This is a genomic window from Microvirga sesbaniae (assembly GCF_025460805.1).
GTDB classification, from domain to species: domain Bacteria; phylum Pseudomonadota; class Alphaproteobacteria; order Rhizobiales; family Beijerinckiaceae; genus Microvirga; species Microvirga sesbaniae.
In genome coordinates, this window is the sequence record NZ_JAMXFJ010000001.1 from 162,720 (window position 1) to 185,969 (window position 23,250).

Genomic DNA, 23,250 nt, shown 5'->3' on the forward strand with positions numbered 1-23,250 from the left:
GCTTCACGTTCCCCAGCAGAAAACGTCGTGGATGGAGTTCGTCAAAGCCCATTTCCGCGACTACGGCATGCTGCTGTCGCTCCTGGTCATCATGCTGTTCTTCCAGGTGGTGACCGACGGCACGCTCCTGCGGCCGCTCAACCTGACCAACCTGGTGCTCCAGAACAGCTACATCGTCATCATGGCGCTGGGAATGCTCCTGGTCATCGTGGCCGGGCACATCGACCTCTCGGTCGGCTCCATCGTGGGCTTCGTCGGAGGCCTCGCCGCGATGATGATGGTGCGCTGGGGCTTCGATCCCGTGACGACCACCATCGCCTGCCTGATCGTGGGGGGCCTCATCGGTGCCGCTCAAGGCTATTGGGTCGCGTATTTCAAGGTCCCGTCCTTCATCGTCACGCTGGCCGGCATGCTGGTGTTCAAGGGACTGACCCTGGCGCTCCTCGGCGGCATGTCGGTCGGCCCATTCCCGGTGGTGTTCCAGCGCCTGAGCTCCGGCTTCATTCCGGAAGTCTTCGGCGGGGAGGGCTTCAACTACACGGCGCTGTTCCTGGGCGCCGCCAGCGTGGCCGCGATCATTTATTTCAGCTTCCGCAGCCGGGCCAATCAGCTCAAGCATGCGGTCGAGACGGCGCCTTTTGGGCTGTTCCTGTTCAAGAACGGCCTCCTGGCCGTCCTGGTGGTTGCGTTCTGCTACCTGATGGCGACCTATCGGGGCCTGCCGAACGTGCTCGTCATCATGGCGGTGCTGATCGCCCTCTACGCCTTCGTGACCAACCGCACCACCATCGGCCGGCGCATCTATGCGCTCGGAGGCAACGAGAAGGCGGCCAAGCTGTCGGGCATCAAGACGGAGCGCCTGACCTTCCTGACCTTCGTCAACATGGGCGTGCTGGCGGGACTCGCCGGCCTGATCTTCGCAGCCCGCCTCAATACCGCGACCCCGAAGGCCGGCCTCGGCTTCGAACTCGATGTGATCGCGGCCGTGTTCATCGGGGGCGCCTCGGCGACCGGCGGCGTCGGCAAGGTGACCGGTGCGGTGATCGGCGCCTTCGTCATGGGCGTGATGAACAACGGCATGTCCATCCTCGGCATCGGCATCGACTATCAGCAGGTCATCAAAGGCCTCGTGCTGCTCGCGGCCGTCTCCCTCGATGTCTACAACCGGAAGAAGTAAGCGCTTCCACTGGTGTGCCTCGGCAGAACGGCGAGCCTCGGCTCGCCGTTTTCAGTCGGGGTGAAGCTGAAAGCTTAGCGCATCGGACGGAAAAGTGGACCCGGTTTTCGCTGGCGCGGCCCGCTGGGTCCGCCTCATCCGATGCGCCAGTCAAGAGAGGGAGCCTCGGATGAATCCCAAAAGTGGTGTCCACTTTTGGGTCCGAGGCTCTAGCGGGCCTCCGCCGTCATGCCGGCGGCTTCGGGGACGGGACTCTTGGTCAAGGTCATCCGGTCATTGCGCCGATCGCAGGACACGGTGACGAAGCCGTCCGAGGCATTGATGCGAACGGTCACGATATCGCTCGTGCTCACCAGCTTGACCGGCTCCTCGCCCACATCCTGCGCGGCCTCGTTGATGATCGAAAGGCACTCGCCGAAAGGCATGGTTGCAACGCGTGTATCGGCCGCCAGAGTGGCAGACCCGACCGCACAGGCACCGAGGGCACCGAGCGTGATTGCAAGCAAAGTGGAGCGCATTGACCGATTCTCCCAACACTCGGAGATCACCACGCCCGAGAGTTTCCCGCTGTGTCCTATCGCACAGGGAAGGAACGTGCCTCGCCATAGGCCGTTCCTCGGTATCAATGTCGCAGGGGAGGGTGGCCGCCGTCGATACGCATCGCATGGCCGGTGTTAGAGAAGGGTGAAGAACCTCAACCGCTCGACTCCTTCTGACGCGCGGACATGCGACGTCCCCTCTGCTCGGCATTCTCGAGCGCTTCAGCCAGAAGGCGACGGCTCTGCAGCAGAGCTTCTGGGTCGCGTATCGCCGGGCTCAACGGGCCCAGGATCTTTTCGGCCTCCCTCTCATGACGGGTCTCGGGCATGACAATTTCCAGTAAGCTGTGCCGATCCAACCGCCTGACCGCTCCCAGGTTCCTGGACGCCGTATCGGCTGCGAAGCGGGCCATATTTCTGACGTAATAGCGTATAATTTGAACCCTATTGCACAGCTGCTTCGGGGACTATGTTCCTGGCGTAGAATCGACTAGTGCTTCATCCCTCCTATTGCGCGTTCCGACATGATTCATCCCAAGATTGTCAGGGATGGTCCCACGACGACTGGTGGACCAGACCCTTTGAAGGATGCTCTCGCTCTCCAGGCCCGGGTGAAGGGCCTGCAAGCCTTGCTCGAGTTGCAGCGTTGGCAGATCGAGGTGCTCAACAACAGACTCTATTCCACCGAGCCGGGTGCCATCGCGGCGCGGCGACTGCTCGCCATCAAACGCAGCGAGACTGAAGGAGATCGGCTCAAGGTGCCGAAAGGCGTGAATGATCCTTGATGCGGCTATCATATGAAAAAGACCCGATGTCGCCATCGGGTCTTTTGCGTATCGGGGGCAGAGCCTGATCAGTTGAACTTGTAGTTCACGCCGGCGCGGAGCACGCCGAATTCGGCATCGCGGTTCACGCTGACGCGGCCGCCGAGATTGTAGTTGTCCTTCGTGTCGAGATCGACATAGAGGCCTTCGACCTTGGCGGTGAAATTATTGGTGATGGCATATTCCACGCCGCCGCCGAGGGTCCAGCCCCAGTTGATCTCGTCGCCGCTGTGATGACCGAGGAGCGGGTCATAGCCTCGGTTGCCGCCGATATCGCCATAAGCAAAGCCGCCCGTTCCATAGACGAGGGCTCGGTCGAAGGCGACGCCGGCGCGGGCGCGGATCGTGCCGAAGAAGCCGTCCGAGTCGCCGGGATAATAGGTGGTCCCGTAGGACGCGCCCTTGTTGCCGACGGCGGCATATTGCAGATCCGTTTCGGCGCCGGCCACGAACATGCCGAACTGATAGTTGTAGCCAGCCTGAGCGCCGCCGACGAAGCCGCCGCTCCGACGGCCCTTGATGGTGCCGAAGGCGGGATCGTAGAAGCGGCTGTCGCCCGCATTCCAGCCGTAGCCGGCATTGAGACCGGCGTAGAAGCCCGTCCAGGTGAAGACAGGAAGAGCATTGTAGGCGGGAGCAGGGGAATAGCGGCCCGGCAGGTCAGCCGCGTGCGCCGCCGAAGCCGCAACGGCAAGAGCCGCCGTGGCAGCGAGCAGTCCAAGAGCAGAGGTACGCATTACTGTCATCCGTGCTTAACAACCAAGATCAGATAGGCATTTATTGCCTGTCCCGCGTCTAATAAGGGATTGCGAGAGAATGTTGCAATATCGGCAGCCGTAGCCATTCGAAACATGATTGACGATTGATGAATGTTTACTGTTCATCAACCACGCCAGCTGCGGTCGACTTGAGGTCTTCCGGCCGTTGTGCGCAGATCCCGGCGTGAAGTTCGGCCGCGAGGCCTCCAAGTATGAGACAAAACTTGGCCTCGCCTTGTCTCGAGGCGAGGCCTTTTTGCGTTCGACGGAGGTGTCAGGGATCACGACGGTTCGAGGCCTGCGCGCGGCGGGCGATCACGTCCACGTCCGCGCTCATCGGCAGGGCGGCCGGATCCAGATCCTCGACAGGAAACCACCGCGCCTCAAGAGCATCGTCGCCGGCGAGCGGCTCACCTGACACCCAACGGCATTGCACGGCGATCAGGATATAGTGCTGCCGAACCTGCCCGTCCGGATCCCGCACCAGGACATCGAGCGTGGTGACCACGTCCTGAGGTTCCGCATGAACGGCAGTCTCCTCCAGAAGCTCCCGCCTCGTCGCGTCCTTGACCGTTTCGCCGAATTCGACCTTGCCTCCCGGAAAGCCCCATAAGCCGGCATCCGGCGGGTTCGCGCGCCGCACGAGCAGGGTGTGGCCGTCCCGGATGACGACGGCGATGACGGCGGGGATCGGGGATAGGGACATGGAAAAAGGCCCGGCCATGAATGGCCGAGCCTTAATACACTGCAACGCCGATGTGGAGTGCGGTCAGCGATCCGAGCGGTGCAGCGCCGATTGCAACGGCTCGAGGCTCCTGGTGAACCAGAGCGCCGTGGTCTCGGCGATATCCTTCCACTGCGCGGAAGCCGCCTCCAAGACCTGACGGGTGGCTTGGCTCTGGGCTTTGAAGGCCTCGGGCAGAGGAGACGGCTTGATGGCCGAGCGCCACAGGTCGAGCGCAGCATGGCGCTGCGTGATCATGGCGTCGATGATCTTGTCGTTCACCTCGAGGGCGCCCTTGGCAGATGCCGCCGCCGCTTCGCTCATGGCTTGGCGGAGAGCATCACCCTGCTTCCTGGCGGATGAGAAGAAGGTTCCGGCCTCAGTGGGAGCTGCGGCGGTCGCAGGAAGCGGAACGGGCGTCGCATCGGTGACGGCCTCGACCGTTTCGGCGGTCGGGATGGCAGCCATCTCGACCAGATCGCCGGCTTTCTGCACGCTCTTGGCTGTACTCTTGGCTCTGGGCTTCTTCACTTCCGCCATCGTGACGTCCTCGCAAGATCTAAGGGAGCAGGGTGGTTACTTCTTGGATCCGGGCTGCTTCATGGCCGATTGAGCCAGGGAGCCGAACTCCTTCATCTGGGTCTGCATCGCCTCGAACTGGGTCCGGACGAACTCGGCCTGGATCTGCATGGCTTCCTGCATGTCCTTCGCGCGCACCATCCGCTGGGCGAGATCGAAGGCAGCCGAGAGGTTCTGCTCGGTATAGGCGAAGGTCTTGCGTGCAGCATCCTTGGCGCTGGCCTGAACGGTGTTGGCCGAGCCTTCGAACGTGTCGGCGGTCTTCTGAGCGGCGCTCATGAAGCCGTCGATGGCCTTGCGGGCCTGCTCGACGCTCTTCTCGGCGAAGTCGCGCATCTCCGGGGGAACTTCATAACCTTGGGTCGGGTTCGTGGCCATAGGATACTCCTGCTCGTTGAGGGATTTGTGCAGTGCAATATCACATTGTGCGCTGCAAAATCAACTCCCTTTTGCTTCGCCCCTATTAAGGTTACCTGAAAGTAAAAGGATTCAAGTGTCGGTGCTTTGCATGCCTGGCTGCCGATATTAGGCTAAAAGCTCTGCCAGAGGTGGATCGAAGGCAGTTCACAGCAAGGACCGTTGATGAAGGGCGGACCCAACCCATTCGAGGCGCTGATGGCGCGGCTTGCCGCAGAGCCGGACTTGCGCCTTCTGGCCAAGCCCAACGCGGGCGCGCTTGTCTGGGACCAGGCAGGGGAGAGGCTGCTCTGGGCGTCACCGGCGGCCAGGGGGGTGCAGGACGCACTCACCGATGCGACCGGGCAGGTGGTCCCGGGCTTCCGGGCTCATGACCGCATCAGGGCCCTGGCAGGCGGCCTCGCACCGCGGCAGGGTGCCCGTCAAGAGCGGCTTCGCCTTGATCCGAACCGCCCCTGGCTTCCGGTCGCGACCCTCTGTCGTCTGGAGGCGCTGGAGAGTGGCGAGACCGTCCTGGTGACCATTTTCGCCGGTGGCGTGCCAAAGACCTCGTCCCGCCCTCGCACGATCCAGACGATCGAGCCCACAGGCCCCGAGCCCGTCGTGCCCACGGACGTCGAGGCCGATTCCCGGCCCGACAGGCGTCCCGGTCCGGTTCGCTTCATCTGGCACATGGATGCGGATACGCGGTTCACCGACGTGTCGCCCGAGCTTGCCCGGGCCGTCGGGAGCATGGCCGGCTCCGTGGTGGGAAAAACCTGGGAGGAGGTGGCCCAGACGGTCGTCGAGGATCCCGATGGGGCCGTCGCGGCCCTTTTCTCCCGACGGGAAACCTGGAGCGGGCACACGGTTCTCTGGAGGATCGACAATTCGCGGCTGCAGGTGCCCGTCGACTGGGCCGGGATGCCGGTCTTCGGCGCGGGGCGGGAACTCGCCGGCTTCCGCGGATTCGGCCTCCTGCGCATGGAAGACGTTCGCGAGCGCGCGGCACAGGATGGGCCGTCGATTGTCCCGGCCGATCTGATTGCACAAAGCCTGGTCAATGACGAGACGCTGCCGTTCCGGCCCCCTGAGGAAATGCCGGATGAGGAACCTTCCGCCGCCCCCGAGCGGCCTGGAGAGGAAAGCTGGTTCTCGAACCTGCGCCATCGCGTGACCGAGGCCCTGTCCAGTCCCAAGCCGTCCGATCCGGAACCGCTCGAGCCAAGCCGTCCCGCCGAGAAGACAGCCCAGACATCGGGCCTTTCCACGGCGGAGCGCAACGCCTTTCGTGAAATCGCCCGCGCGCTCGGAGCGCGTCTGGAGCCCAATGCGCCGACCCGGGATGATGGGGCTCCGGAAGGGCCGGGGGAGGCGCCCGATCCCGGACTGTCCTCGCTGGAGCCGCCGATTGCTTCGGACAAGGGTGACCGGGTGCTCGACCGCTTGCCCATCGGTGTGCTGGTCCATCGCGGCGAGACCGTCCTGTTCGCCAATCGCTTCCTTCTCGACCTGACCGGCTACGGAGACGTCGAGCAGATCCGCTCGGACGGGGGGCTCGTTCACCTGTTTCGTGGCTCCCCCGCCCTCGGAGGTGCAGGTGACGGAGAATCCGCCCTCGCTCTCACCACGAGGGCCGGCGAGACGATGGCCGTCGCCGTGCGCTCCGCGTCTGCCGAGTGGGGAGGCGAAGCGGCTGATCTGATGGTCGTCCGGCCTGCGGCCGGCGGCGACGCTCCGGCGTCTGCCCAGGACAGCCGGGTCCACGAATTGGAGGCAATCCTCGATACGGCAACCGACGGCGTCATCGTGCTCAACGAGACGGGGCGCATCCTCTCCCTTAACCGCTCGGCCGAAGCGCTCTTCGGCTATGACGAGCAGGCCGTGGCGGGAGATGCGATCACCGTGCTCCTGGCCCCGGAGAGCCATATGGTCGCTCTCGACTACCTGGAGACGCTGCGCACCCCCGGTGTCCGGAGCCTGCTCAATGACGGGCGCGAGGTGCTCGGCCGGGAGCGTCAGGGCGGATCGATCCCGCTCTTCATGACCATGGGCCGTCTCGGGGACGGGCCGGATCGTCGCTTCTGCGCAGTCCTTCGCGATATCACGGTGTTCAAGCGCGCCGAGGGCGAGTTGATCGGCGCCAAGCATGCGGCCGAAGAGGCGAGCGCTCAGAAATCCGATCTCCTGGCCAAGATCAGCCATGAAATCCGCACGCCGCTGAACGCCATTCTGGGCTTTGCCGAGGTCATGCTCGAAGAGCGGTTCGGCACCATCGGCAACGAACGCTACAAGGAATATCTCAAAGACGTTCATGCCTCCGGGTCCCATGTGATCAGCCTCGTGAACGATCTTCTGGATCTCGCGAAGATCGAGGCTGGCCGTCTGGAACTGTCCTTCACGGGGGTGAGCCTGAACGAACTGGTCTCGTCCTGCGTGACCCTGCTCCAGCCGCAGGCCGCGCGCGACCGCATCGTCATGCGCATGAGCTTTGCACCCAAGCTGCCGCCGGTGGTGGCCGATGAGCGGTCCATGCGCCAGATCGTCCTCAATCTCGTCTCCAATGCCATCAAGTTCACCGATGCGGGCGGGCAGGTCATCGTCTCCACGGCGATCATGGACCAGGGCGAGGTGGCTTTCCGTGTGCGCGATACCGGGATCGGGATGACGCCCGAGGAGGTCGAGGCGGCGCTCGAGCCGTTCCGCCAGCTCGCCACCTCGCGCAAGCGCGGCGGCACGGGCCTCGGATTGCCGCTGACCAAGGCTCTCGTCGAAGCGAACCGGGGCGCGTTGCAGATTGCCAGCAAGCCGAGCGAGGGAACCCTGGTCGAGGTGATCTTCCCTCCGGCGCGCGTTCTGGCCGAGTAGTGCCTCGCTTCACCCTCCGCGCGGCCTGTCCGGCGGACATGCCGGCCGTCGCGGGTCTGAACCGTCGCGTCCGCAACGCGTGCCTGCCTTACCTGCCGGATCTTCACACGCCGGATGAGGATCTCGTCTTCTTCCAGGCGACGGTGTTTCCGACGTCCGAGGTCTGGCTGGCCGAGGCGGGCGCTCAGCTTCTCGGGTTTGCCGCTGCTCGGCTCGACTGGCTGGACCACCTCTATGTCGATCCGGCGTGGCACGGCAGGGGCGTCGGGTCGGCTCTCCTGTCCTGCACCCGTGACCGGCGCTGCGAGCTGAACCTCTGGACGTTCCAGGCGAACGCGCAGGCTCGCCGCTTCTACGAGAGTCGAGGCTTCCGCCTCATTGCCGTGACGGACGGTTCGAGCAACGAGGAGCGTTGTCCGGACGCTCATTATCGCTGGGTGCGGCAGCTTTCCGGGCCGGATCGGCGTTCGGTCCTGTCCGGGTAAGGCTTCCCATCCTGGACGAATTGCGGTCGATCAACGCCACCGGCGCGTATTGCAGATATGAGCGGCTGCGATACCTACTGGGTTCGGATGCTCCACGAGACGAAGGATCGTCATGTCCACCTATCGCCTCGACCGGCTGTTTGCCCCCCGTTCCATTGCGGTCGTCGGCGCAAGCCCGCGTCCCGGTTCTCTCGGCCTGACCTTCCTGCGCAATCTCGTGGCGGGAGGCTTCGACGGAGAGCTTTTCTCCGTCAATCCGCATCACGTCGAGATCGAGGGCAGGCCCTGCTTTCCGTCCGTGGCCGAACTTCCCGAAATCCCGGACCTCATCGTGGTCGCCGTGCCACCGGGCCGGGTGCTCGGCGTGATCGAGGAGGCCGGGCGAGCGGGCGTGAGCGCCGCCATCGTGGCGACGGCCGGGATGGGCTATGGCGCGGGATCCCTGGGCGATCAGGTCCAGCTTGCGGCCCGGGCCCATGGCCTGCGCATCGTGGGACCCAACTGCATCGGCGTGCTGGCGCCGCGGGCCAAGATGAACGCCAGCTTCGCCGCCCGCAGCGTCAGGCCCGGAGATCTGGCCCTCGTATCGCAATCCGGGGCGCTCGCCGCCGGACTGGTGGAATGGGCGGCCCAGCGGCAGGTGGGGTTCTCGGCCATCGTATCCCTGGGCGACAAGGTCGACGTGGATTTCAGCGATTGCCTGGACTTCTTCTCCGCCGACAGCGGCACCCGGGCGATCCTCCTCTACATCGAGTCCATCGACAACGCGCAGAAGTTCATGTCGGCGGCCCGGGCCGCGGCGCGCGTGAAGCCGGTGGTGGTCATCAAGGCCGGGCGCCATGCTCAAGGGGCGAAGGCGGCCGCGACCCATACCGGCGCCCTGGCCGGATCCGATGCGGTCTACGATGCCGCCTTCCGGCGCGCCGGCCTGTTGCGGGTGCTCGATCTCGACCAGCTCTTCGCCGCGGCCGAGACGTTGGGGCGCCAGAAGCCGTTTCCTGGAAGCCGATTGGCCGTATTGACCAATGGAGGCGGGATCGGGGTCCTGGCCGTGGATCGGCTGATCGATCTCGGCGGAACGCTTGCCGCCCTGTCGGAGAAGACCCGAGCTTCCCTCGACGCCATCCTGCCGCCGACCTGGTCGCACGCCAATCCCATCGACATCGTCGGCGATGCGGACCCGGCCCGTTACGCGGGCGCGCTCGAGGCGCTGCTCGCCGATCCCGAGAACGACGCCGTCCTGATCCTCAACGTGCCGACCGCCATTGCCGGTGCTGCCGACGTGGCCGCAGCCATCGTCGACGTGGTCAAGCGCGACCGTGCGCGGGGCTACCGGCAGAAGCCGGTCTTCGCCGCCTGGATCGGGGAGGATCCGGACTCGGCCCGCCTCTTCGAGGAGGCGCGGATCCCGAATTTCGCCACCGAGGCCGACGCGGTCCGCGGCTTCATGCAGCTCGTGCGCTACCGGGAGGCGCAGGAGGAGCTGATGGAGACGCCGGACAACCTCCCGCACGACTTCGATCCGGACACGGAGGCGGCACGCGCCGTCGTGGCCCATGTGCTGGCGCAGAGCCGGCGCTGGCTCGATCCGCTCGAGGTCAATGCTCTGCTGCGGGCCTACGACATTCCGACGGCGCCGGTCATCCTCGCGACCACGCCGGACGAAGCCGGAGAGGCGGCCCGGCCCATCATCGCCGAGGGCGGCACGGTGGCCGTCAAGGTCCTCTCGCCCGACATCGTGCACAAGTCCGACATCGGCGGCGTGAAGCTCGACCTGACGACCGAGGAGGCGGTGAAAAAGGCGGCGGCCGAGATCTTCGAGCGCGCCGCCCGCCTGAAGCCGCAGGCTCATGTGACGGGCGTCACCGTCCAGCCCATGGTGCGGCGGGCCAAGGCCCGCGAGCTCATCGTCGGTCTCGCGGACGATCCCTCCTTCGGCCCCGTCGTGCTGTTCGGGCGCGGCGGCACGGCCGTCGAGGTCATCAACGACAAGGCCCTGGCCCTGCCGCCCCTCGACCTGAAGCTCGCCCGCGACCTGATCGCCCGCACCCGGGTGTCACGGCGCCTGAAGGCCTATCGGGACGTCCCGGCCGCCGACGAGAGGGCGATCGCCCTCACGCTGGTGAAGCTGGCGCAGATGGCCGCCGACATCCCGGAGATCCGCGAGCTCGACATCAACCCGCTGCTCGCCGACCAGACCGGCGTGATCGCGGTCGATGCCCGCGTGGCGGTCGCGCCCGAGACCCGCAAGGGGAGCGGCCATCCGCGCTTCGCCGTCAGGCCGTACCCGAGGGAATGGGAGCGCCACATCCGGCTGCGCAACGGCCGAATGGCGTTCGTGCGGCCCGTCCGGCCGGAGGACGAGGCGGAGTTTCGGCGCTTCTTCGAGAAGATCACGCCCGAGGACCTGCGCCTTCGCTTCTTCGCGCCGGTCAGGGACTTCAGCCATACCTTCCTGGCCCGACTGACGCAGCTCGACTATGCCAGGGCGATCGCCTTCGTGGCCTTCGACGAGGGAACAGGCGAGATGATGGGCGCGGTCCGTCTCCATGCGGACGCCAACCATGAGACGGGCGAATACGGCATCCTGCTCCGCTCGGACCTCAAGGGCCTCGGTCTCGGCTGGGAGCTGATGCGCCTGATGATCGAATGGGCCAAGGTGGACGGCCTGCACGAGATCGAAGGGCAGGTCCTGCGCGAGAATTCCACCATGCTCGACATGTGCCGCAGCCTCGGCTTCTCGGTCCGGGTCGATCCGGACGATCCGGAATTGCGCCTCGTCACCCTGCCGATCGCGTCGATCCACGAACCGGAAAAGCTCGCGCAGCAGCCGCCGGCGTGAGGGAGAAGGGCACACCGCTCCTCCGTCGCGTCATGGCCGGGCCTGTCCCGGCCATCCCGATCGCACAGACGCCGCGTTCCAAACACCCGGCGTCACCGGCACGGGGCCGGTGACGTCATGGAAAGCGGCATTCGCTTGTCGCTGAAGCGGAATCAGTCGTGGTCGTCCTGGAGCCCGCCGATATGCTTCTGGGCGTAGAGCTCGATGCCGACCTGCTCGACCAGGTTGAGCTGGGTCTCGAGGAAGTCGATATGGCCTTCCTCGTCGGCCATCAGCTCCTCGAAGAGGTTCTTGGACACCCGGTCGCCGATGCTGTCGCAATAGGCGGCCGCCTCGCCGTAGAGGTTGCGGGCGTCGTATTCCGCCGCGAGGTCGGATTCGAGGATTTCCTGGATGTTCTGGCCGATGCGCAGGGGATCGAGCACCTGCAGGTTGGCGAAGCCCTCGAGGAAGATGATGCGCTCGATGAAGCGGTCGGCGTGGTGCATCTCCTCGATGGATTCCTTGCGCCAGGTCTTCGCAAGTTCCTTGTATCCCCAATCGTCCAGGAGCCGGTAATGCAGCCAGTACTGGTTGACCGCCGTCAGCTCGGAGCGCAGGCCGCGATTGAGATACTCGATTACCTTGGGATCACCCTTCATCCTACCCTCTCGTTCACTGGCGCATCGTGCCAAAAAAGTGGATCCGGTCTTCGCACGAACGATGCACCCATCCAGGAAAAGCATCGGCCGGGTCCCAACAGTGCCATGCACTTTCGGGTCCGATGCTCAAGGCGCCGGATGCGCCGGAGCATTCCTTAGAGGATTTGTGAACTAGGGTGAAAGTCCTTTTGTTCAAAGGGTGGGTTCGGCGGCGGCTTTTTCCAGGGCAGTCGGGCAGCAGCCGCGGTTGCAGGCCGCGATGGGTTCGACGCCCGCATCGATCAGCGCCTGGTCCATGATCGCGCGGATCGTCCGCGCGCAGCGCCCGCAATTGGGGCTGCAGCCGAGACAGCGATAGACCTGCGCCGGGGTGCGGGGACATTCCGGTCCCGGCTTGAGGCACGCTTTGACATCACCGTCGGAGAGAATGTTGCAGGAACAGACGATCATTTGTTGTTCTAGTTTAGAATGACTAAAAACTACATGTGATATCAAAGACTTAATGGAAAAATCGGCGAGACGCCAGCACTCTTTCCTGTGCCCAGTTGTCACGGCCGAGCTCGGGCGCGTCAGCCCAGGCGCCTGAACAGCCCGGGATAGTCCAGGACGAAGCCGTCCTCGTCCACGGGCAGATCCGCGGTGAAGCCGCTCTCCAGGCTCTCGAACCGGTAGAGGGAACCTGCTTCGAGCGCCGTATAGCGCTGGTCGGCCGGAGAGACGGCCAGATCGGGCGTGCCGATGTAGCAGAGGCGGATGTCCATGCTCTCGCCGGTGTCCAGGTCGAGGCGCCGGATCGGCAGGGTGTTGGTCAGCGGCGTCGCCTGGATGTCGATATCGATGCAGCCCTGCAGGTCCGGCCGGTCCCTGCCGTTCTCGCGCCAGTGCCCGCGGCCGTCGCCCTCGAGGTGCAGCACATGCCCCGAGGTGGTCCGCACGTGAACCTCCTTGGTGTGCCACAGGGCGTCGAGCCTGACCCGGTAGGAGAGGCCGAATTCGTCCTCGCCGTCCTGACCGATGACGACGCCCGCGATGGCGAGGCCCCCATCGGCCGGCCGCACGTCCACATGCTCCAGTCCGGTCTCGCAGCCGTTCCAGGCCGACCAGCGGAGGGCGCGGAAGATCAGGGTCGGGATGGACATGCGGGGCTCCGGGGCGCAGCTCTTGTGCCGGTGGATTATGGCTCAGCCGGACGGCTTGTCGAATCGAGGGCCGCTCGCGGGCCGAAGCAAGGATCGGGGAATGTAAGGCCAACCTCTCCGTCCAACCTCTCCGTCATGGCCGGGCTTGTCCCGGCCATCCCGATGCGGTGAGGCGCGGCGTTCTTCGGATCGGGATCACCGGCACAAGCCCGGTGATGACGTGGAGGGTGGGACAAGCCCGGTGATGACGGGGAGACGCGGCTTGTGCCTGAAACGAGGGTGAGGTTCGGGCAGCGCCCTCAGTCCCGCACCACCACCACATGCAGCCGCCGCGGGCCGTGGGCGCCGAGGAGCAGGGTCTGCTCGATGTCGCCGGAACGGGACGGGCCGGTGATCCAGTTCACCGTGCGCGGCATGGTGCCCTTGCCGTAGGCGAAACGGACCCGGTTCCACACGGATTCGTAGTCGCCCGCGATGTCCTTGCCCGACACCACGACGATGTGGTTGTCGGGCAGGAAGTTGAGCGTGGAGGGGTTCTCGGGGCCCGACACCATGGCGAGGGTGCCGGATTCCGCCACGCCCCCGAAGGCGTGGCTCACCGCGTTGAGGTCGCGGCCCTCGCTCGGCCCCTGGGCGATCTCGAGGGCGGTCTCGGACCAGGGCATGGCCTGCAGGCGCGGATCCTCGCCCATGCGCAGGGTCGCCGGCAGGTTGTGGTTGCGCAGGAAGAGCGCGATGGATTGCGGCACCTCCGCCGGGGAGGCGACCTCCGTCACGGTGGCGAGCGCCGTCTCGACCATGGTCTTGAAAAGCGCGATGCGGTCCTCGCCGGACACTTGCCCGCGCTTGGGGATGACGCCCTTGGGCGCGCGCTCCAGGCGGTCGGCCACGATCTGCCGGCGGATGGTCTCGCTGCCCTTGACGCCGAGGGATCGGCGGATGTTGGCGAAAATGTCGTCGCGGGCGCTCATGCGCGGGCTCCCTGGCGCTCGCGCTTCCAGCGCGCTTGGAAGGTCTCGCCCTGCGGGGCCGGGAAGTCCCGATACTTGGTCCAGCCCCTGGCCATGGGCAGCCATGCGAAGCGGCCACGCTGGCGGCCGGCCAGGGCCAGGACCCCCATGGCGGCCCGGGTGGCGAACCGGTACAGGGCGGGGCGCCGGGCGAAGAAGCCCCAGAGCTGGAGGCCGGACCGGACGGTGGCGGGGGTCAGGTGCCGCTCGAATTCCCGCTCGCGCCAGTGGCGCATGAGCTTGGGGAGCGGGATGCGGACCGGGCACACGCTCTCGCAGCGCCCGCAGAACGTGGAGGCATTGGGCAGATGGCCGGCCTTGTCGACGCCGATCAGCGAGGGCGTGAGCACCGCCCCCATGGGGCCGGGATAGACCCAGCCATAGGCGTGCCCGCCGACCGCGTGATAGACCGGGCAATGGTTCATGCAGGCGCCGCAGCGGATGCAGCGCAGCATCTCCTCGAAGCTGGTGCCGAGCATGGAGGAGCGCCCGTTGTCGAGGATGACGACGTGGTAATTCTCGGGCCCGTCCGCGTCGGCGCTGCGGCGGGGGCCGGTGGAGAAGGTGGTGTAGACCGACATCTCCTGGCCGGTGGCCGAGCGGGCGAGCACCCGCAGGAGCTGGCTCGCGTCCTCGAGGGTCGGGACGAGCTTCTCGATGGACGCGAGCACGATATGGGTCTTCGGCAGGATCTGGGTCAGATCGCCGTTGCCCTCGTTGGTCACGATGATCGAGGTGCCGGTCTCCGCCACCAGGAAGTTCGCGCCCGTGATGCCGACATCCGCGGCCAGGAACCGTTCGCGCAGGACGGCCCGGGCCTCGGTGAGAAGCTGCACCGGCTCGGAGAGGTCGCGCTTGGCGTCGAGATGGGTGTGGACGCGCCGGAAATCCTCCTCCACCTGGGTGGCGTTGAGGTGAACGGCCGGCGCGATGATGTGGCTCGGCAGCTCGCCGCGCAGCTGGATGATGTATTCGCCGAGATCGGTCTCGACCGGCCGGATCCCGTTCGCCTCCAGGTGATGGTTGATCCCGATCTCCTCCGAGATCATGGACTTGCCCTTCGTGACCGTCTTCGCGCCTGCGTCCCGGCAGATGCCGAGGATGATGTCGCGGGCCTCGTCGGCGTTGCGGGCGAAATGCACGTGCCCGCCCGACGATCTCACCTTCTCCTCGTAGGCTTCGAGGTAGAGGTCGAGATGCTCGAGCGTGTGGTTCTTGATGTCGCGCGCCGCATCCCGCAGCGCCTCGAATTCCGGCAGCTTGGCCGCCGCCATCTGGCGCTTGTCGATGAAGCCCTGCTTCACGTTGCCGAGCGCCTTCTGGAGCTGATCGTCGTTCAGCGCCCGCGCGGCATTCTGCTTGAACTGGGGAGAGGTGGAATGAACGGTCATGATCGACTTTTACTTGACGGCGGGGGCTTTGGCGACACCGATCGGCGGCTCGTCGGTCATGCCGGCCAGGACCTCCGCCACGTGGCGCACCTGGATCGGGCGGCCGTCGCGGGTGAGTTTGCCCGCCATGTTCATGAGGCAGCCGAGGTCGCCGGCGAGCAGGGTGGGGGCATGGGCCTCCTCGACGTTGCGGGCCTTGGCGTCGACGATGGCGCCCGAGATGTCGCTGTATTTGACCGCGAACGTGCCGCCGAAGCCGCAGCAGACGTCGCTGTCCTTCATCTCGACGAGGCTCAGTCCCTCCACGCTCCCGAGAAGCCGGCGCGGCTGGGTCTGCACGCCGAGTTCCCTGAGGCCCGAGCAGGAATCGTGATAGGTGACGGGGCCGTCGAAGGACGCATCGACCCTGGTGACGCCGAGCACGTCGACCAGGAAGCTGGTCAGCTCGTAGGTCCTGGCCGCGAGCGCATCGGCCTTGGCGCGCCAGTTCGGGTCTTCCTCGAAGAGTTCCGGGTAGTGGACCCTGATCGTCCCGGCGCAGGAGCCCGAGGGCGCGACCACGTAGTCGTAGCCGTGGAAGGCGTCGATCACCTGCATGGCGAGGTCGCGCGTGGTGCCGCGGTCGCCCGAATTGTAGGCCGGCTGCCCGCAGCAGGTCTGGACGGGAACGTCGACGATGCAGCCGGCGTCCTCCAGAAGCTTGACGGCGGCAAAGCCCACGGAGGGGCGCATCAGATCGACCAGGCAGGTGACGAAGAGGCCGACCCGGGGATTGGCCGGGCGGCCCTGCAACGGCAGAACGCTCATTGTGTGACCTTCTTGCCCGTGGCGTCGAACTGCTTGAGATAGGCCACGAGGTCGTTGACCCTCTGCTCGTCCTTCACCCCGGCATAGATCATCTTGGTGCCCGGGATCTTGGCCTTCGGGTCCTTGATGTACTCGCGGAACGTGGCCTCGTCCCAGGTGATGCCGGAATTCTTGTTGGCCGCCGAGTAGTTGTAGCCCTCCACCGAGCCCGAGTGGCGGCCGAAGAGGCCGTTCAGCACCGGGCCCACGGCGTTTTTCGCATTCTCGCCCACCTGGTGGCAGGCGCGGCACTGGGCGAAGACCTTCTCGCCGGCAGCGGCGTCCTGGGCCTGGGCCGACCCGAGCCCGGCGAGAAGCAGGGCGGCGGAAAGAACGAAGGAACGCATCAAAAACTCCTTTGCTGGACCCCTGTCTCATCCTAGAGCATCGGACCCAAAAGTGGACACCACTTTTGGGATCCATCCGATGCTCAATTTATTGAGCGACGCATCGTTCTTTGCGGAAAACCGGGTCCACTTTTCCGCACAATGCGTTAGAGACATTCTACATTATGTGAAAACGCCATCGGGAAAAGCCGCCTTATTGTTAAGGTAGCCATTCCCTGGACGCAGCGATAACTCCTCGGGAGGATGCCATGACCATTGCATTTCCACAGCCGGACAAGGCGGTTCTGGCGCGCCGAAGGGAGATCGTCGAGGGTTTGGGACGCCTTGTCGCGTCGGAGGCGCTGATCGTGTCCGAGGACGAGCGCCGCGCCTTCGAGACCGACGGCCTGACCGCCTACCGCCGGATGCCGCTCGCGGTGGTGCTGCCCTCGACCACCGAGGAGGTCTCGGCCATCCTGCGCTTCTGCCATGAGAACCGCGTGAAGGTGGTGCCGCGCGGGGCGGGAACCTCGCTCTGCGGCGGGGCGATCCCGCAGGAAGATGCCATCGTGCTCGGGGTCGCCAAGATGAACCGGGTGCTGAACGTCGATTTCGAGGCGCGCACGGCGCGCGTCCAGTCGGGCATCACCAATCTCGGCATCAGCCAGGCGGTGTCGCACGAAGGCTTCTTCTACGCGCCCGATCCGTCGAGCCAGCTCGCCTGCACCATCGCGGGCAACATCGCCATGAACTCGGGCGGGGCGCATTGCCTGAAATACGGCGTGACCACCAACAACCTGCTCGGCGTCACCCTGGTGCTCCTCGACGGCACGGTGGTGGAGATCGGCGGCGAGCACCTCGACGCTCCGGGCTACGATCTGCTCGGCCTGATCTGCGGCTCGGAGGGCCAGCTCGGCGTCGTCACCGAGGCGGTGGTGCGGATCCTGCGCGCGGCGGAAGGCGCAAGGCCCGCGCTCTTCGGCTTCTCGTCGGTGGAGGATGCGGGCGCCTGCGTGGCGGCGATCATCGGGGCGGGCATCATCCCGGTGGCGCTCGAATACATGGACAAGCCGGCGATCCAGATCTGCGAGGCCTTCGCCCATGCGGGCTATCCGCTCGACGTGGAGGCCATGCTGATCTGCGAGGTCGAGGGCTCCGACCAGGAGATCGACGACATGCTCCGGCGCATCGTGGCGATTGCCGAGCCGTTCCGGCCGAAGACCATGAAGGTCTCGCAATCGGAGGCCGAGAGCGCGGCGATCTGGAAGGGCCGCAAATCCGCCTTCGGGGCCACGGGGCGCGTCGCCGACTACATCTGCATGGACGGCACGATCCCGACGGGCCAGCTGCCCTATGTCCTCAACCGCATCGACGAGATCGTGAAGTCCTACGGGCTCGGCGTCGCCAACGTGTTCCATGCGGGCGACGGCAACCTGCACCCGCTCGTCATGTTCAACACCAACGTGCCGGGCGAGATGGAGAAGGCCGAGAAGGCCGGCGAGGACATTCTCAGACTCTGCGTGGAGGTTGGCGGTTGCCTCACGGGCGAGCACGGTGTCGGCATCGAGAAGCGCGACCTGATGACCTGCCAGTTCAATGCCACGGATCTCGAGCAGCAGATGCGCGTGCGCGGCGTGTTCGATCCCGGCTGGCTCCTCAACCCCGCGAAGGTGTTCCCCCTCGAAGGAAGGTTCGCCGCGTGATCGTCGATTCCCCTCGCCATACCCCCCGCGACGAGCAGGACGCGTCCGTCATCATCCGCGAGGCCGCCGACAAGGGCACGCTCCTCAACGTAGCCGGCAACGGCACCAAGAGCCCCATGGGGCGGCCGAACCAGACCGACGCGTCCATCTCGTCGTCGGGGCTGACCGGCATCACGCTCTACGAGCCGGCCGAGCTCGTGATCTCCGCGCGCAGCGGCACGCCGTTGCTGGAGGTCATGCGGGTGCTGGCCGCGAAGGGTCAGGAACTGCCCTTCGAGCCGATGGATTACCGCGCGCTCCTCGGCACGAAGGGCGACCCGACCATCGGGGCGGTGGCGGCCATGAACATCTCCGGCCCACGCCGCATCATGGCGGGCGCCGCCCGCGACAGCCTGATCGGCGTGCGCTTCGTCAACGGGCGCGGCGAGACGGTGAAGTCCGGCGGACGCGTGATGAAGAACGTCACCGGGCTCGATCTCGTGAAGCTCATGGGCGGTTCCTGGGGCACGCTGGGCTTCCTGACCGAGGTGACGTTCAAGGTGCTTCCCAAGCAGGAGCGCATGGCGACCCTGGTCATCCGCGGCCTCGACGACCGGCAGGCGATCGAGGCTTTGTCGATGGCCCTCGGTTCTCCCTTCGACGTCACCGGGGCCGCGCATGTTCCGGACCGCGACCGCCGGGGCGGGAACACCCTGATCCGGCTCGAAGGCTTCAGGATCTCGGTCGATTACCGGATGAACGAGCTCAAGCGCATGCTGAGGCGCTTCCGCTTCATGGACATCCTCGAAGGCGTCGGGGCCGAGGCCCTCTGGCAGTCGGTGCGCGACGTGACCCTCCTGACCGATCAGGGCAACCGGGCCGTCTGGCGCGTCTCCACGGCGCCGACCAGGGGGCCGGATCTGGTTGCGCAGGTCGCTCAGTCCCTCGACGCGCAATGGTTCTACGATTGGGGCGGGGGGCTCGTCTGGATCTCGACGCCGGTCGACGGCGATGCGGGCGCGTCGGTCCTGCGCGAGGCGACGAGAGCGTTCGGCGGCCACGCCACCCTGGTGCGCGCCCCGGCCGAGATCCGCTCCGCCGTCGACGTGTTCGAGCCGCAACCGGATGCCCTGATGACGCTCTCGCGCGGCATCAAGGCGTCCTTCGATCCCGCCGGCATCCTCAATCCCGGCCGGATGTATGCGGGGGTCTGAGATGGCCGGCACGGCATCACTCGCGCAGGCAAGGCCCCGGAACAGCGCGCGGACGGCGCTCGTCGCCGGGCTCGCCCTCGGGCTCGTCGCATGCGCGGCCGCGATCCTCCTGCTGATGGGCCGCACGCCGATCTGCACCTGCGGGACGATCGAGCTGTGGCACGGCACCGTGAAGGATTCCGGCAACTCGCAGCATCTGGCCGACTGGTACACGCCCTCCCACGTCATCCACGGCTTCCTGTTCTATGCGGGAGCCTGGGCGATCGGGCGGCTGCGCGGAAGGGCGCTGCCCTTCGGCACTGCGCTTCTTTGCGCCATCGGCCTGGAGGCCGCCTGGGAGATCGCCGAGAACACCGACGCGGTCATCGAGCGCTATCGCGCGACGACCATCGCGCTCGACTATTACGGCGACAGCGTCATCAACTCGGTGTCGGACATCCTCGCCATGATCGCCGGGTTCGTGCTGGCGCGGATCTGGCCGGTCTGGCTGACCATGCTCGTGGCCGCCGCCATGGAAGCCTTCGTCGGGCTCTGGATCCGCGACAACCTCATTTTGAACGTCATCATGCTGATCCATCCCGTGGATGCAATCAACCGCTGGCAAGGGGCGATGTGAGATAAAACCATGCAGACCAACTTCACGCCCGATCAGCTCAGAGATCCCGCCATGGCCAGTTCGGAGAAGATCCTCCGGACCTGCGTCCATTGCGGCTTCTGCACCGCGACCTGCCCGACCTACCTCCTGCTCGGCGACGAGCTCGATTCCCCCCGCGGGCGCATCTACCTGATGAAGGACATGCTGGAGAGCGGGAAGCCCGCGTCTCCGGAAGTCGTCAAGCATATCGATCGCTGCCTCTCGTGCCTGTCCTGCATGACCACCTGTCCGTCCGGCGTGCATTACATGCATCTGGTCGACCATGCCCGCGCCTATATCGAGGCGACCTACACGCGTCCCTGGCACGACCGGCTCCTGCGCTGGGTGCTGGCCAGCGTGTTGCCATATCCGGGCCGCTTCCGGTTCGCGCTCGGCGCCGCCTTGCTGGCCAAACCCCTGAAGGGCGTGATCGGCGGGCTGCCGCTCCTCGGCAACCGGCTGCGGGCGATGATCGAGCTGGCGCCCGCGAAAGTGCCTGCCCGCTCGCCCTTCGACCAGCCCGGCACCTTCAAGGCCCATGGGGAGCGCCGGGGCCGGGTGGCGATCCTGTCCGGGTGCGCCCAGCCGGTGCTCAGGCCCGGCTTCAACGAGGCCGCCGTCCGGCTCCTCAACCGCCATGGCGTCGATGTGGTCCAGCCCAAGGGGGAGGGGTGCTGCGGCGCCCTCGTCCACCATATGGGCCGCGACGAGGAGGCCCACGGTTTCGCCCGGCGCAACATCGACGCCTGGATCGCCGAGATCGACGGGGAGGGGCTCGATGCCATCATCATCACGGCGTCCGGCTGCGGCACGACGATCAAGGATTACGGCTTCATGTTCCGGGAAGACCCGGACTATGCCGAGAAGGCCGCCCGGGTGTCCGCCATCGCCAAGGACGTCACCGAATACGTCACGTCCCTCAAGCTCATGGAGCCGGTGCGCGAGACCGACCTGGTGGTGGCCTATCACTCCGCCTGCTCCATGCAGCATGGTCAGGCGATCCGCACGGAGCCCAAAACCCTGCTGAAGCAGGCGGGCTTTGCCGTCAAAGACGTGCCGGAAGGGCATATCTGCTGCGGGTCGGCCGGCACCTACAACCTCCTCCAGCCCGAGATCGCCGCCCAGCTCCGGGCCCGCAAGGTCGCCAATATCGAGCGCACCAAGCCGGATCTGATCGCCACCGGCAATATCGGCTGCATGACCCAGATCGGGAAGGGGACCGAGATCCCCATCGTCCACACGGTCGAGCTTCTCGACTGGGCGACCGGCGGGCCCATGCCGGAAGCCCTGGAGGCGGCAGGTTTCCAGAAGCGCATCTCGGGGTCGCTGACCGTCGCGGCCGAATAGGGCTGCTACACTCTTACGCAACGAAATTTCATTTCCAAACCGGCCGCATCTGGGCTAAAAGTCGGGAAAGGGTGAATTTCAGAGGCGTAAGGGCCGGCACATGTCTTCGGGTTGGACGTCGTTCAGGAACCGATTTGGAAAGAGGCAGGACGAGGCCGTCGCAGGATCTCTGCACGAGGGGGGCGGGACCGCCGAGGCCGTCGCCGCGCCCGTCGAGGCGCCGTCGCAGAAGAGCGAGACGATCGTCGTCCGGCCCAACGGGGCGCTCGATTCCGTCGGCCAGAAGAACGAGCTGATCCGCGTCCGCTTCGCCAACATGATCGACCGTCTCGAGGAGATCCGCAGCCTGAAGGAGGATTTCGCCCTTCTGAGCGAGCCGGTGAACGATCTCATCCGCAGCTACCCGCAGCTCCAGTCGCGCCTTCTCGAAACCGAGGCGGTGCTCAGGCAGGAAACCGACACGACCGTGGCCCTGCGCCGGGAACTCGGGGACCTCAACGGCCTCCATGCCCGGACGGTGGACGACCTGACTGCCGCGGTGTCGCAGCTGCGCAAGGCGGAGACCCGGGTTCGGGAGCAGGAATCCTTCATCGAGGACCTGCGCCTCAACGTGAAGGACAAGGAGGCCATCGTCGCCGATCTCGAGAACCAACTCGCCATCGAGACGGAGCGCGCCCGCAACATCACCGAGGAGAACCAGGCCCTGCGCCTGGAGGCCCAGGAGGCCGACCAGACGGTGGCCCGGGCCGAACGGGAGCTCATCGAGACCCGCGAGCGCAACGGCCTGCTCGATCACGAGGTGAAGCGCCTGCAGAAGGTGGCCGAGGAGCAGAACTATCGCCTGTCCAGCCTGACGAACCGCTACGGCGAACTGGAGACCCAGCTCGAGGCCACGCGCCAGCGCGCCTCCGAGCTCGAGACCAAGCTCATGGCCGAACAGGTGCTGCGCCAGCGCCTGGAGACCCAGATCGATTCCGAGCGCTCGGCCCATCAGACCGATCTTTCGGCTCTCGACATGAAGATCGAGGGCCTCAACTCTCGCCTGGCCGCGACCGACAAGATCCTGACCCATACCCGCGACCAGCTGCGCGACAAGAACGAGGCCCTGCGCGGCGTCGAGCGTACCCTGAAAGAGACGACCATCGAGAAGAACACTCTCGATCGCCGCCTCGAGGCGACCCAGCAGGAGGTCGAGCGCCAGGTCGCCATGGTCAACGAACTCCAGCGCTCGCGCATCGAGCTGCAGGAGCGCGTGGAGATGCTCAACAAGGCCATCGCGGCCAAGGACTTCCAGATCGAAAGCTCCGACAACAAGCTGGCGAGCCTCACCGAGCGCATCGATCAGCTCACCAAGCGCTTCGATCAGGAGCGCGGCACCCTGGAGGCGGCCAACCGCCGCCTCACGGAGGAGCTGCAGAACGAGAAGGCCGAGCGCTCCCTGGTCCAGGGCGCCCTCGAAATCGCCCGCGAGAGCCGCACCAAGATCCAGAAGAAATACGTGGCCCTGCGCAAGAAGACCCGCCTCGACACGCCGGAGGAAGATCCCACGCTCTTCGACGAGGACGAGGCCGAAACCAACGTCCGGCCCCTGAAGTCGCCGGACGCGGAATAGACCGTTCACCTCCACGGCCCCGCAGAGATGCGGGACTTTTCTTTTGCAGATGGCATTTGCGTTTCTCACCCTGCCCGTCATCACCGGGCTTGTCCCACCCGCCACGTCATCACCGGCCTTGTGCCGGTGATCCCGATTGCTTGCGGCGCCGCACCTCACCGCATCGGGATGGCCGGCACAAGGCCGGCCATGACGTGGGAGGGTGGCATCATCCGC

At 65.9% G+C, this 23,250-nt stretch carries 23 protein-coding genes; 10 read left to right on the forward strand and 13 right to left on the reverse strand.

The annotated features are described in order from the left end of the window. Positions 1–31 precede the first annotated feature (31 nt). The gene (gene mmsB, locus OCW50_RS00730; protein WP_373371289.1) at positions 32–1,177 is read left to right on the forward strand and encodes a multiple monosaccharide ABC transporter permease; all 1,146 of its coding nucleotides are present in this window, start codon (positions 32–34) and stop codon (positions 1,175–1,177) included. Between the two features lie 209 nt (positions 1,178–1,386). On the opposite strand, the gene OCW50_RS00735 is transcribed toward mmsB, so the two are convergent. Then, positions 1,387–1,695, reverse strand: coding sequence for a hypothetical protein (locus tag OCW50_RS00735; protein ID WP_262296088.1), 309 nt, complete (start codon positions 1,693–1,695; stop codon positions 1,387–1,389). A gap of 176 nt (positions 1,696–1,871) precedes the next feature. Continuing rightward, the gene (locus OCW50_RS00740; protein WP_262296089.1) at positions 1,872–2,045 is read right to left on the reverse strand and encodes a hypothetical protein; all 174 of its coding nucleotides are present in this window, start codon (positions 2,043–2,045) and stop codon (positions 1,872–1,874) included. 252 nt (positions 2,046–2,297) lie between these two features. On the opposite strand from OCW50_RS00740, the gene OCW50_RS00745 reads away from it, so the two are divergent. After that, positions 2,298–2,501, forward strand: a complete 204-nt coding sequence (locus OCW50_RS00745) for a hypothetical protein (protein WP_262271617.1) — start codon at positions 2,298–2,300, stop codon at positions 2,499–2,501. A 68-nt stretch (positions 2,502–2,569) separates the two neighbouring features. On the opposite strand, the gene OCW50_RS00750 is transcribed toward OCW50_RS00745, so the two are convergent. The 4 genes from OCW50_RS00750 to OCW50_RS00765 all read right to left on the reverse strand — a co-directional run bounded on the left by OCW50_RS00750 (position 2,570) and on the right by OCW50_RS00765 (position 4,979). Next, entirely contained in the window at positions 2,570–3,277 is a 708-nt protein-coding gene (locus OCW50_RS00750; RefSeq protein WP_262296090.1) for an outer membrane protein, read from the reverse strand. A gap of 295 nt (positions 3,278–3,572) precedes the next feature. Further along, entirely contained in the window at positions 3,573–4,004 is a 432-nt protein-coding gene (locus OCW50_RS00755) for an NUDIX hydrolase (protein WP_262271615.1), read from the reverse strand. A 63-nt stretch (positions 4,005–4,067) separates the two neighbouring features. Next, complete coding sequence (locus tag OCW50_RS00760) at positions 4,068–4,562, reverse strand: phasin family protein (protein WP_262271614.1); 495 nt, start codon at positions 4,560–4,562, stop codon at positions 4,068–4,070. 36 nt (positions 4,563–4,598) lie between these two features. Then, on the reverse strand, positions 4,599–4,979 hold the full coding sequence (locus OCW50_RS00765) for a phasin (RefSeq protein WP_315974387.1): 381 nt from the start codon (positions 4,977–4,979) through the stop codon (positions 4,599–4,601). 204 nt (positions 4,980–5,183) lie between these two features. Here OCW50_RS00765 and OCW50_RS00770 point away from each other — a divergent pair, with 204 nt between their 5' ends. The 3 genes from OCW50_RS00770 to OCW50_RS00780 all read left to right on the forward strand — a co-directional run bounded on the left by OCW50_RS00770 (position 5,184) and on the right by OCW50_RS00780 (position 11,192). After that, positions 5,184–7,865, forward strand: coding sequence for an ATP-binding protein (locus tag OCW50_RS00770; protein WP_262296091.1), 2,682 nt, complete (start codon positions 5,184–5,186; stop codon positions 7,863–7,865). Next, complete coding sequence (locus OCW50_RS00775) at positions 7,865–8,350, forward strand: GNAT family N-acetyltransferase (protein ID WP_262296092.1); 486 nt, start codon at positions 7,865–7,867, stop codon at positions 8,348–8,350. The genes OCW50_RS00770 and OCW50_RS00775 overlap by 1 nt, the downstream gene beginning before the upstream one ends. A 112-nt stretch (positions 8,351–8,462) precedes the next feature. Continuing rightward, positions 8,463–11,192, forward strand: coding sequence for a bifunctional acetate--CoA ligase family protein/GNAT family N-acetyltransferase (locus OCW50_RS00780; RefSeq protein ID WP_262296093.1), 2,730 nt, complete (start codon positions 8,463–8,465; stop codon positions 11,190–11,192). A 152-nt stretch (positions 11,193–11,344) separates the two neighbouring features. Here the strand turns inward: OCW50_RS00780 and bfr are convergent, their stop codons facing one another. From bfr to OCW50_RS00815, 7 genes are all read right to left on the reverse strand, one after another. Beyond that, positions 11,345–11,833 (reverse strand): bacterioferritin, encoded by a 489-nt coding sequence (gene bfr, locus OCW50_RS00785; protein ID WP_262271610.1) that lies wholly within the window; start codon positions 11,831–11,833, stop codon positions 11,345–11,347. A gap of 192 nt (positions 11,834–12,025) precedes the next feature. After that, positions 12,026–12,283: a (2Fe-2S)-binding protein gene (locus OCW50_RS00790; RefSeq protein WP_173946458.1), complete on the reverse strand. Its 258-nt coding sequence runs from the start codon at positions 12,281–12,283 to the stop codon at positions 12,026–12,028. A 119-nt stretch (positions 12,284–12,402) separates the two neighbouring features. Continuing rightward, positions 12,403–12,972 (reverse strand): putative glycolipid-binding domain-containing protein, encoded by a 570-nt coding sequence (locus OCW50_RS00795; protein ID WP_262271609.1) that lies wholly within the window; start codon positions 12,970–12,972, stop codon positions 12,403–12,405. 299 nt (positions 12,973–13,271) lie between these two features. Beyond that, entirely contained in the window at positions 13,272–13,943 is a 672-nt protein-coding gene (locus tag OCW50_RS00800) for a LutC/YkgG family protein (protein WP_262296094.1), read from the reverse strand. Then, complete coding sequence (locus tag OCW50_RS00805; protein WP_262296095.1) at positions 13,940–15,373, reverse strand: LutB/LldF family L-lactate oxidation iron-sulfur protein; 1,434 nt, start codon at positions 15,371–15,373, stop codon at positions 13,940–13,942. The genes OCW50_RS00800 and OCW50_RS00805 overlap by 4 nt, the downstream gene beginning before the upstream one ends. A 9-nt stretch (positions 15,374–15,382) precedes the next feature. Further along, on the reverse strand, positions 15,383–16,180 hold the full coding sequence (locus OCW50_RS00810; RefSeq protein ID WP_262271606.1) for a (Fe-S)-binding protein: 798 nt from the start codon (positions 16,178–16,180) through the stop codon (positions 15,383–15,385). Further along, complete coding sequence (locus tag OCW50_RS00815) at positions 16,177–16,566, reverse strand: c-type cytochrome (protein ID WP_262271605.1); 390 nt, start codon at positions 16,564–16,566, stop codon at positions 16,177–16,179. The genes OCW50_RS00810 and OCW50_RS00815 overlap by 4 nt, the downstream gene beginning before the upstream one ends. A 248-nt stretch (positions 16,567–16,814) precedes the next feature. Here OCW50_RS00815 and OCW50_RS00820 point away from each other — a divergent pair, with 248 nt between their 5' ends. From OCW50_RS00820 to OCW50_RS00840, 5 genes are all read left to right on the forward strand, one after another. Continuing rightward, positions 16,815–18,248, forward strand: coding sequence for an FAD-linked oxidase C-terminal domain-containing protein (locus OCW50_RS00820; protein WP_262296096.1), 1,434 nt, complete (start codon positions 16,815–16,817; stop codon positions 18,246–18,248). Next, on the forward strand, positions 18,245–19,441 hold the full coding sequence (gene glcE, locus OCW50_RS00825; protein ID WP_262296097.1) for a glycolate oxidase subunit GlcE: 1,197 nt from the start codon (positions 18,245–18,247) through the stop codon (positions 19,439–19,441). Before OCW50_RS00820 ends, glcE begins: the two co-directional genes overlap by 4 nt. A 1-nt stretch (position 19,442) precedes the next feature. Beyond that, a complete protein-coding gene (locus OCW50_RS00830) occupies positions 19,443–20,057 on the forward strand; it encodes a DUF2585 domain-containing protein (RefSeq protein ID WP_262296098.1) in 615 nt (204 codons plus the stop codon). 9 nt (positions 20,058–20,066) lie between these two features. Beyond that, positions 20,067–21,422, forward strand: a complete 1,356-nt coding sequence (gene glcF, locus OCW50_RS00835; protein WP_262296099.1) for a glycolate oxidase subunit GlcF — start codon at positions 20,067–20,069, stop codon at positions 21,420–21,422. 100 nt (positions 21,423–21,522) lie between these two features. After that, the gene (locus tag OCW50_RS00840) at positions 21,523–23,034 is read left to right on the forward strand and encodes a chromosome partitioning protein ParA (RefSeq protein WP_262296100.1); all 1,512 of its coding nucleotides are present in this window, start codon (positions 21,523–21,525) and stop codon (positions 23,032–23,034) included. Positions 23,035–23,250 lie beyond the last annotated feature (216 nt).

Bases quoted from the DNA above. Each gene is read 5' to 3' on its own strand.
- OCW50_RS00840 (WP_262296100.1), top strand. From the start codon at position 21,523: ATGTCTTCGGGTTGGACGTCGTTCAGGAACCGATTTGGAAAGAGGCAG.
- OCW50_RS00815 (WP_262271605.1), bottom strand. From the start codon at position 16,566: ATGCGTTCCTTCGTTCTTTCCGCCGCCCTGCTTCTCGCCGGGCTCGGG.
- OCW50_RS00765 (WP_315974387.1), bottom strand. From the start codon at position 4,979: ATGGCCACGAACCCGACCCAAGGTTATGAAGTTCCCCCGGAGATGCGC.
- OCW50_RS00795 (WP_262271609.1), bottom strand. From the start codon at position 12,972: ATGTCCATCCCGACCCTGATCTTCCGCGCCCTCCGCTGGTCGGCCTGG.
- OCW50_RS00760 (WP_262271614.1), bottom strand. From the start codon at position 4,562: ATGGCGGAAGTGAAGAAGCCCAGAGCCAAGAGTACAGCCAAGAGCGTG.
- OCW50_RS00805 (WP_262296095.1), bottom strand. From the start codon at position 15,373: ATGACCGTTCATTCCACCTCTCCCCAGTTCAAGCAGAATGCCGCGCGG.
- OCW50_RS00750 (WP_262296090.1), bottom strand. From the start codon at position 3,277: ATGCGTACCTCTGCTCTTGGACTGCTCGCTGCCACGGCGGCTCTTGCC.
- bfr (WP_262271610.1), bottom strand. From the start codon at position 11,833: ATGAAGGGTGATCCCAAGGTAATCGAGTATCTCAATCGCGGCCTGCGC.
- OCW50_RS00755 (WP_262271615.1), bottom strand. From the start codon at position 4,004: ATGTCCCTATCCCCGATCCCCGCCGTCATCGCCGTCGTCATCCGGGAC.
- OCW50_RS00735 (WP_262296088.1), bottom strand. From the start codon at position 1,695: ATGCGCTCCACTTTGCTTGCAATCACGCTCGGTGCCCTCGGTGCCTGT.
- OCW50_RS00790 (WP_173946458.1), bottom strand. From the start codon at position 12,283: ATGATCGTCTGTTCCTGCAACATTCTCTCCGACGGTGATGTCAAAGCG.
- OCW50_RS00740 (WP_262296089.1), bottom strand. From the start codon at position 2,045: ATGCCCGAGACCCGTCATGAGAGGGAGGCCGAAAAGATCCTGGGCCCG.
- mmsB (WP_373371289.1), top strand. From the start codon at position 32: ATGGAGTTCGTCAAAGCCCATTTCCGCGACTACGGCATGCTGCTGTCG.
- OCW50_RS00770 (WP_262296091.1), top strand. From the start codon at position 5,184: ATGAAGGGCGGACCCAACCCATTCGAGGCGCTGATGGCGCGGCTTGCC.
- OCW50_RS00800 (WP_262296094.1), bottom strand. From the start codon at position 13,943: ATGAGCGCCCGCGACGACATTTTCGCCAACATCCGCCGATCCCTCGGC.
- OCW50_RS00830 (WP_262296098.1), top strand. From the start codon at position 19,443: ATGGCCGGCACGGCATCACTCGCGCAGGCAAGGCCCCGGAACAGCGCG.
- OCW50_RS00820 (WP_262296096.1), top strand. From the start codon at position 16,815: ATGACCATTGCATTTCCACAGCCGGACAAGGCGGTTCTGGCGCGCCGA.
- OCW50_RS00780 (WP_262296093.1), top strand. From the start codon at position 8,463: ATGTCCACCTATCGCCTCGACCGGCTGTTTGCCCCCCGTTCCATTGCG.
- glcF (WP_262296099.1), top strand. From the start codon at position 20,067: ATGCAGACCAACTTCACGCCCGATCAGCTCAGAGATCCCGCCATGGCC.
- OCW50_RS00810 (WP_262271606.1), bottom strand. From the start codon at position 16,180: ATGAGCGTTCTGCCGTTGCAGGGCCGCCCGGCCAATCCCCGGGTCGGC.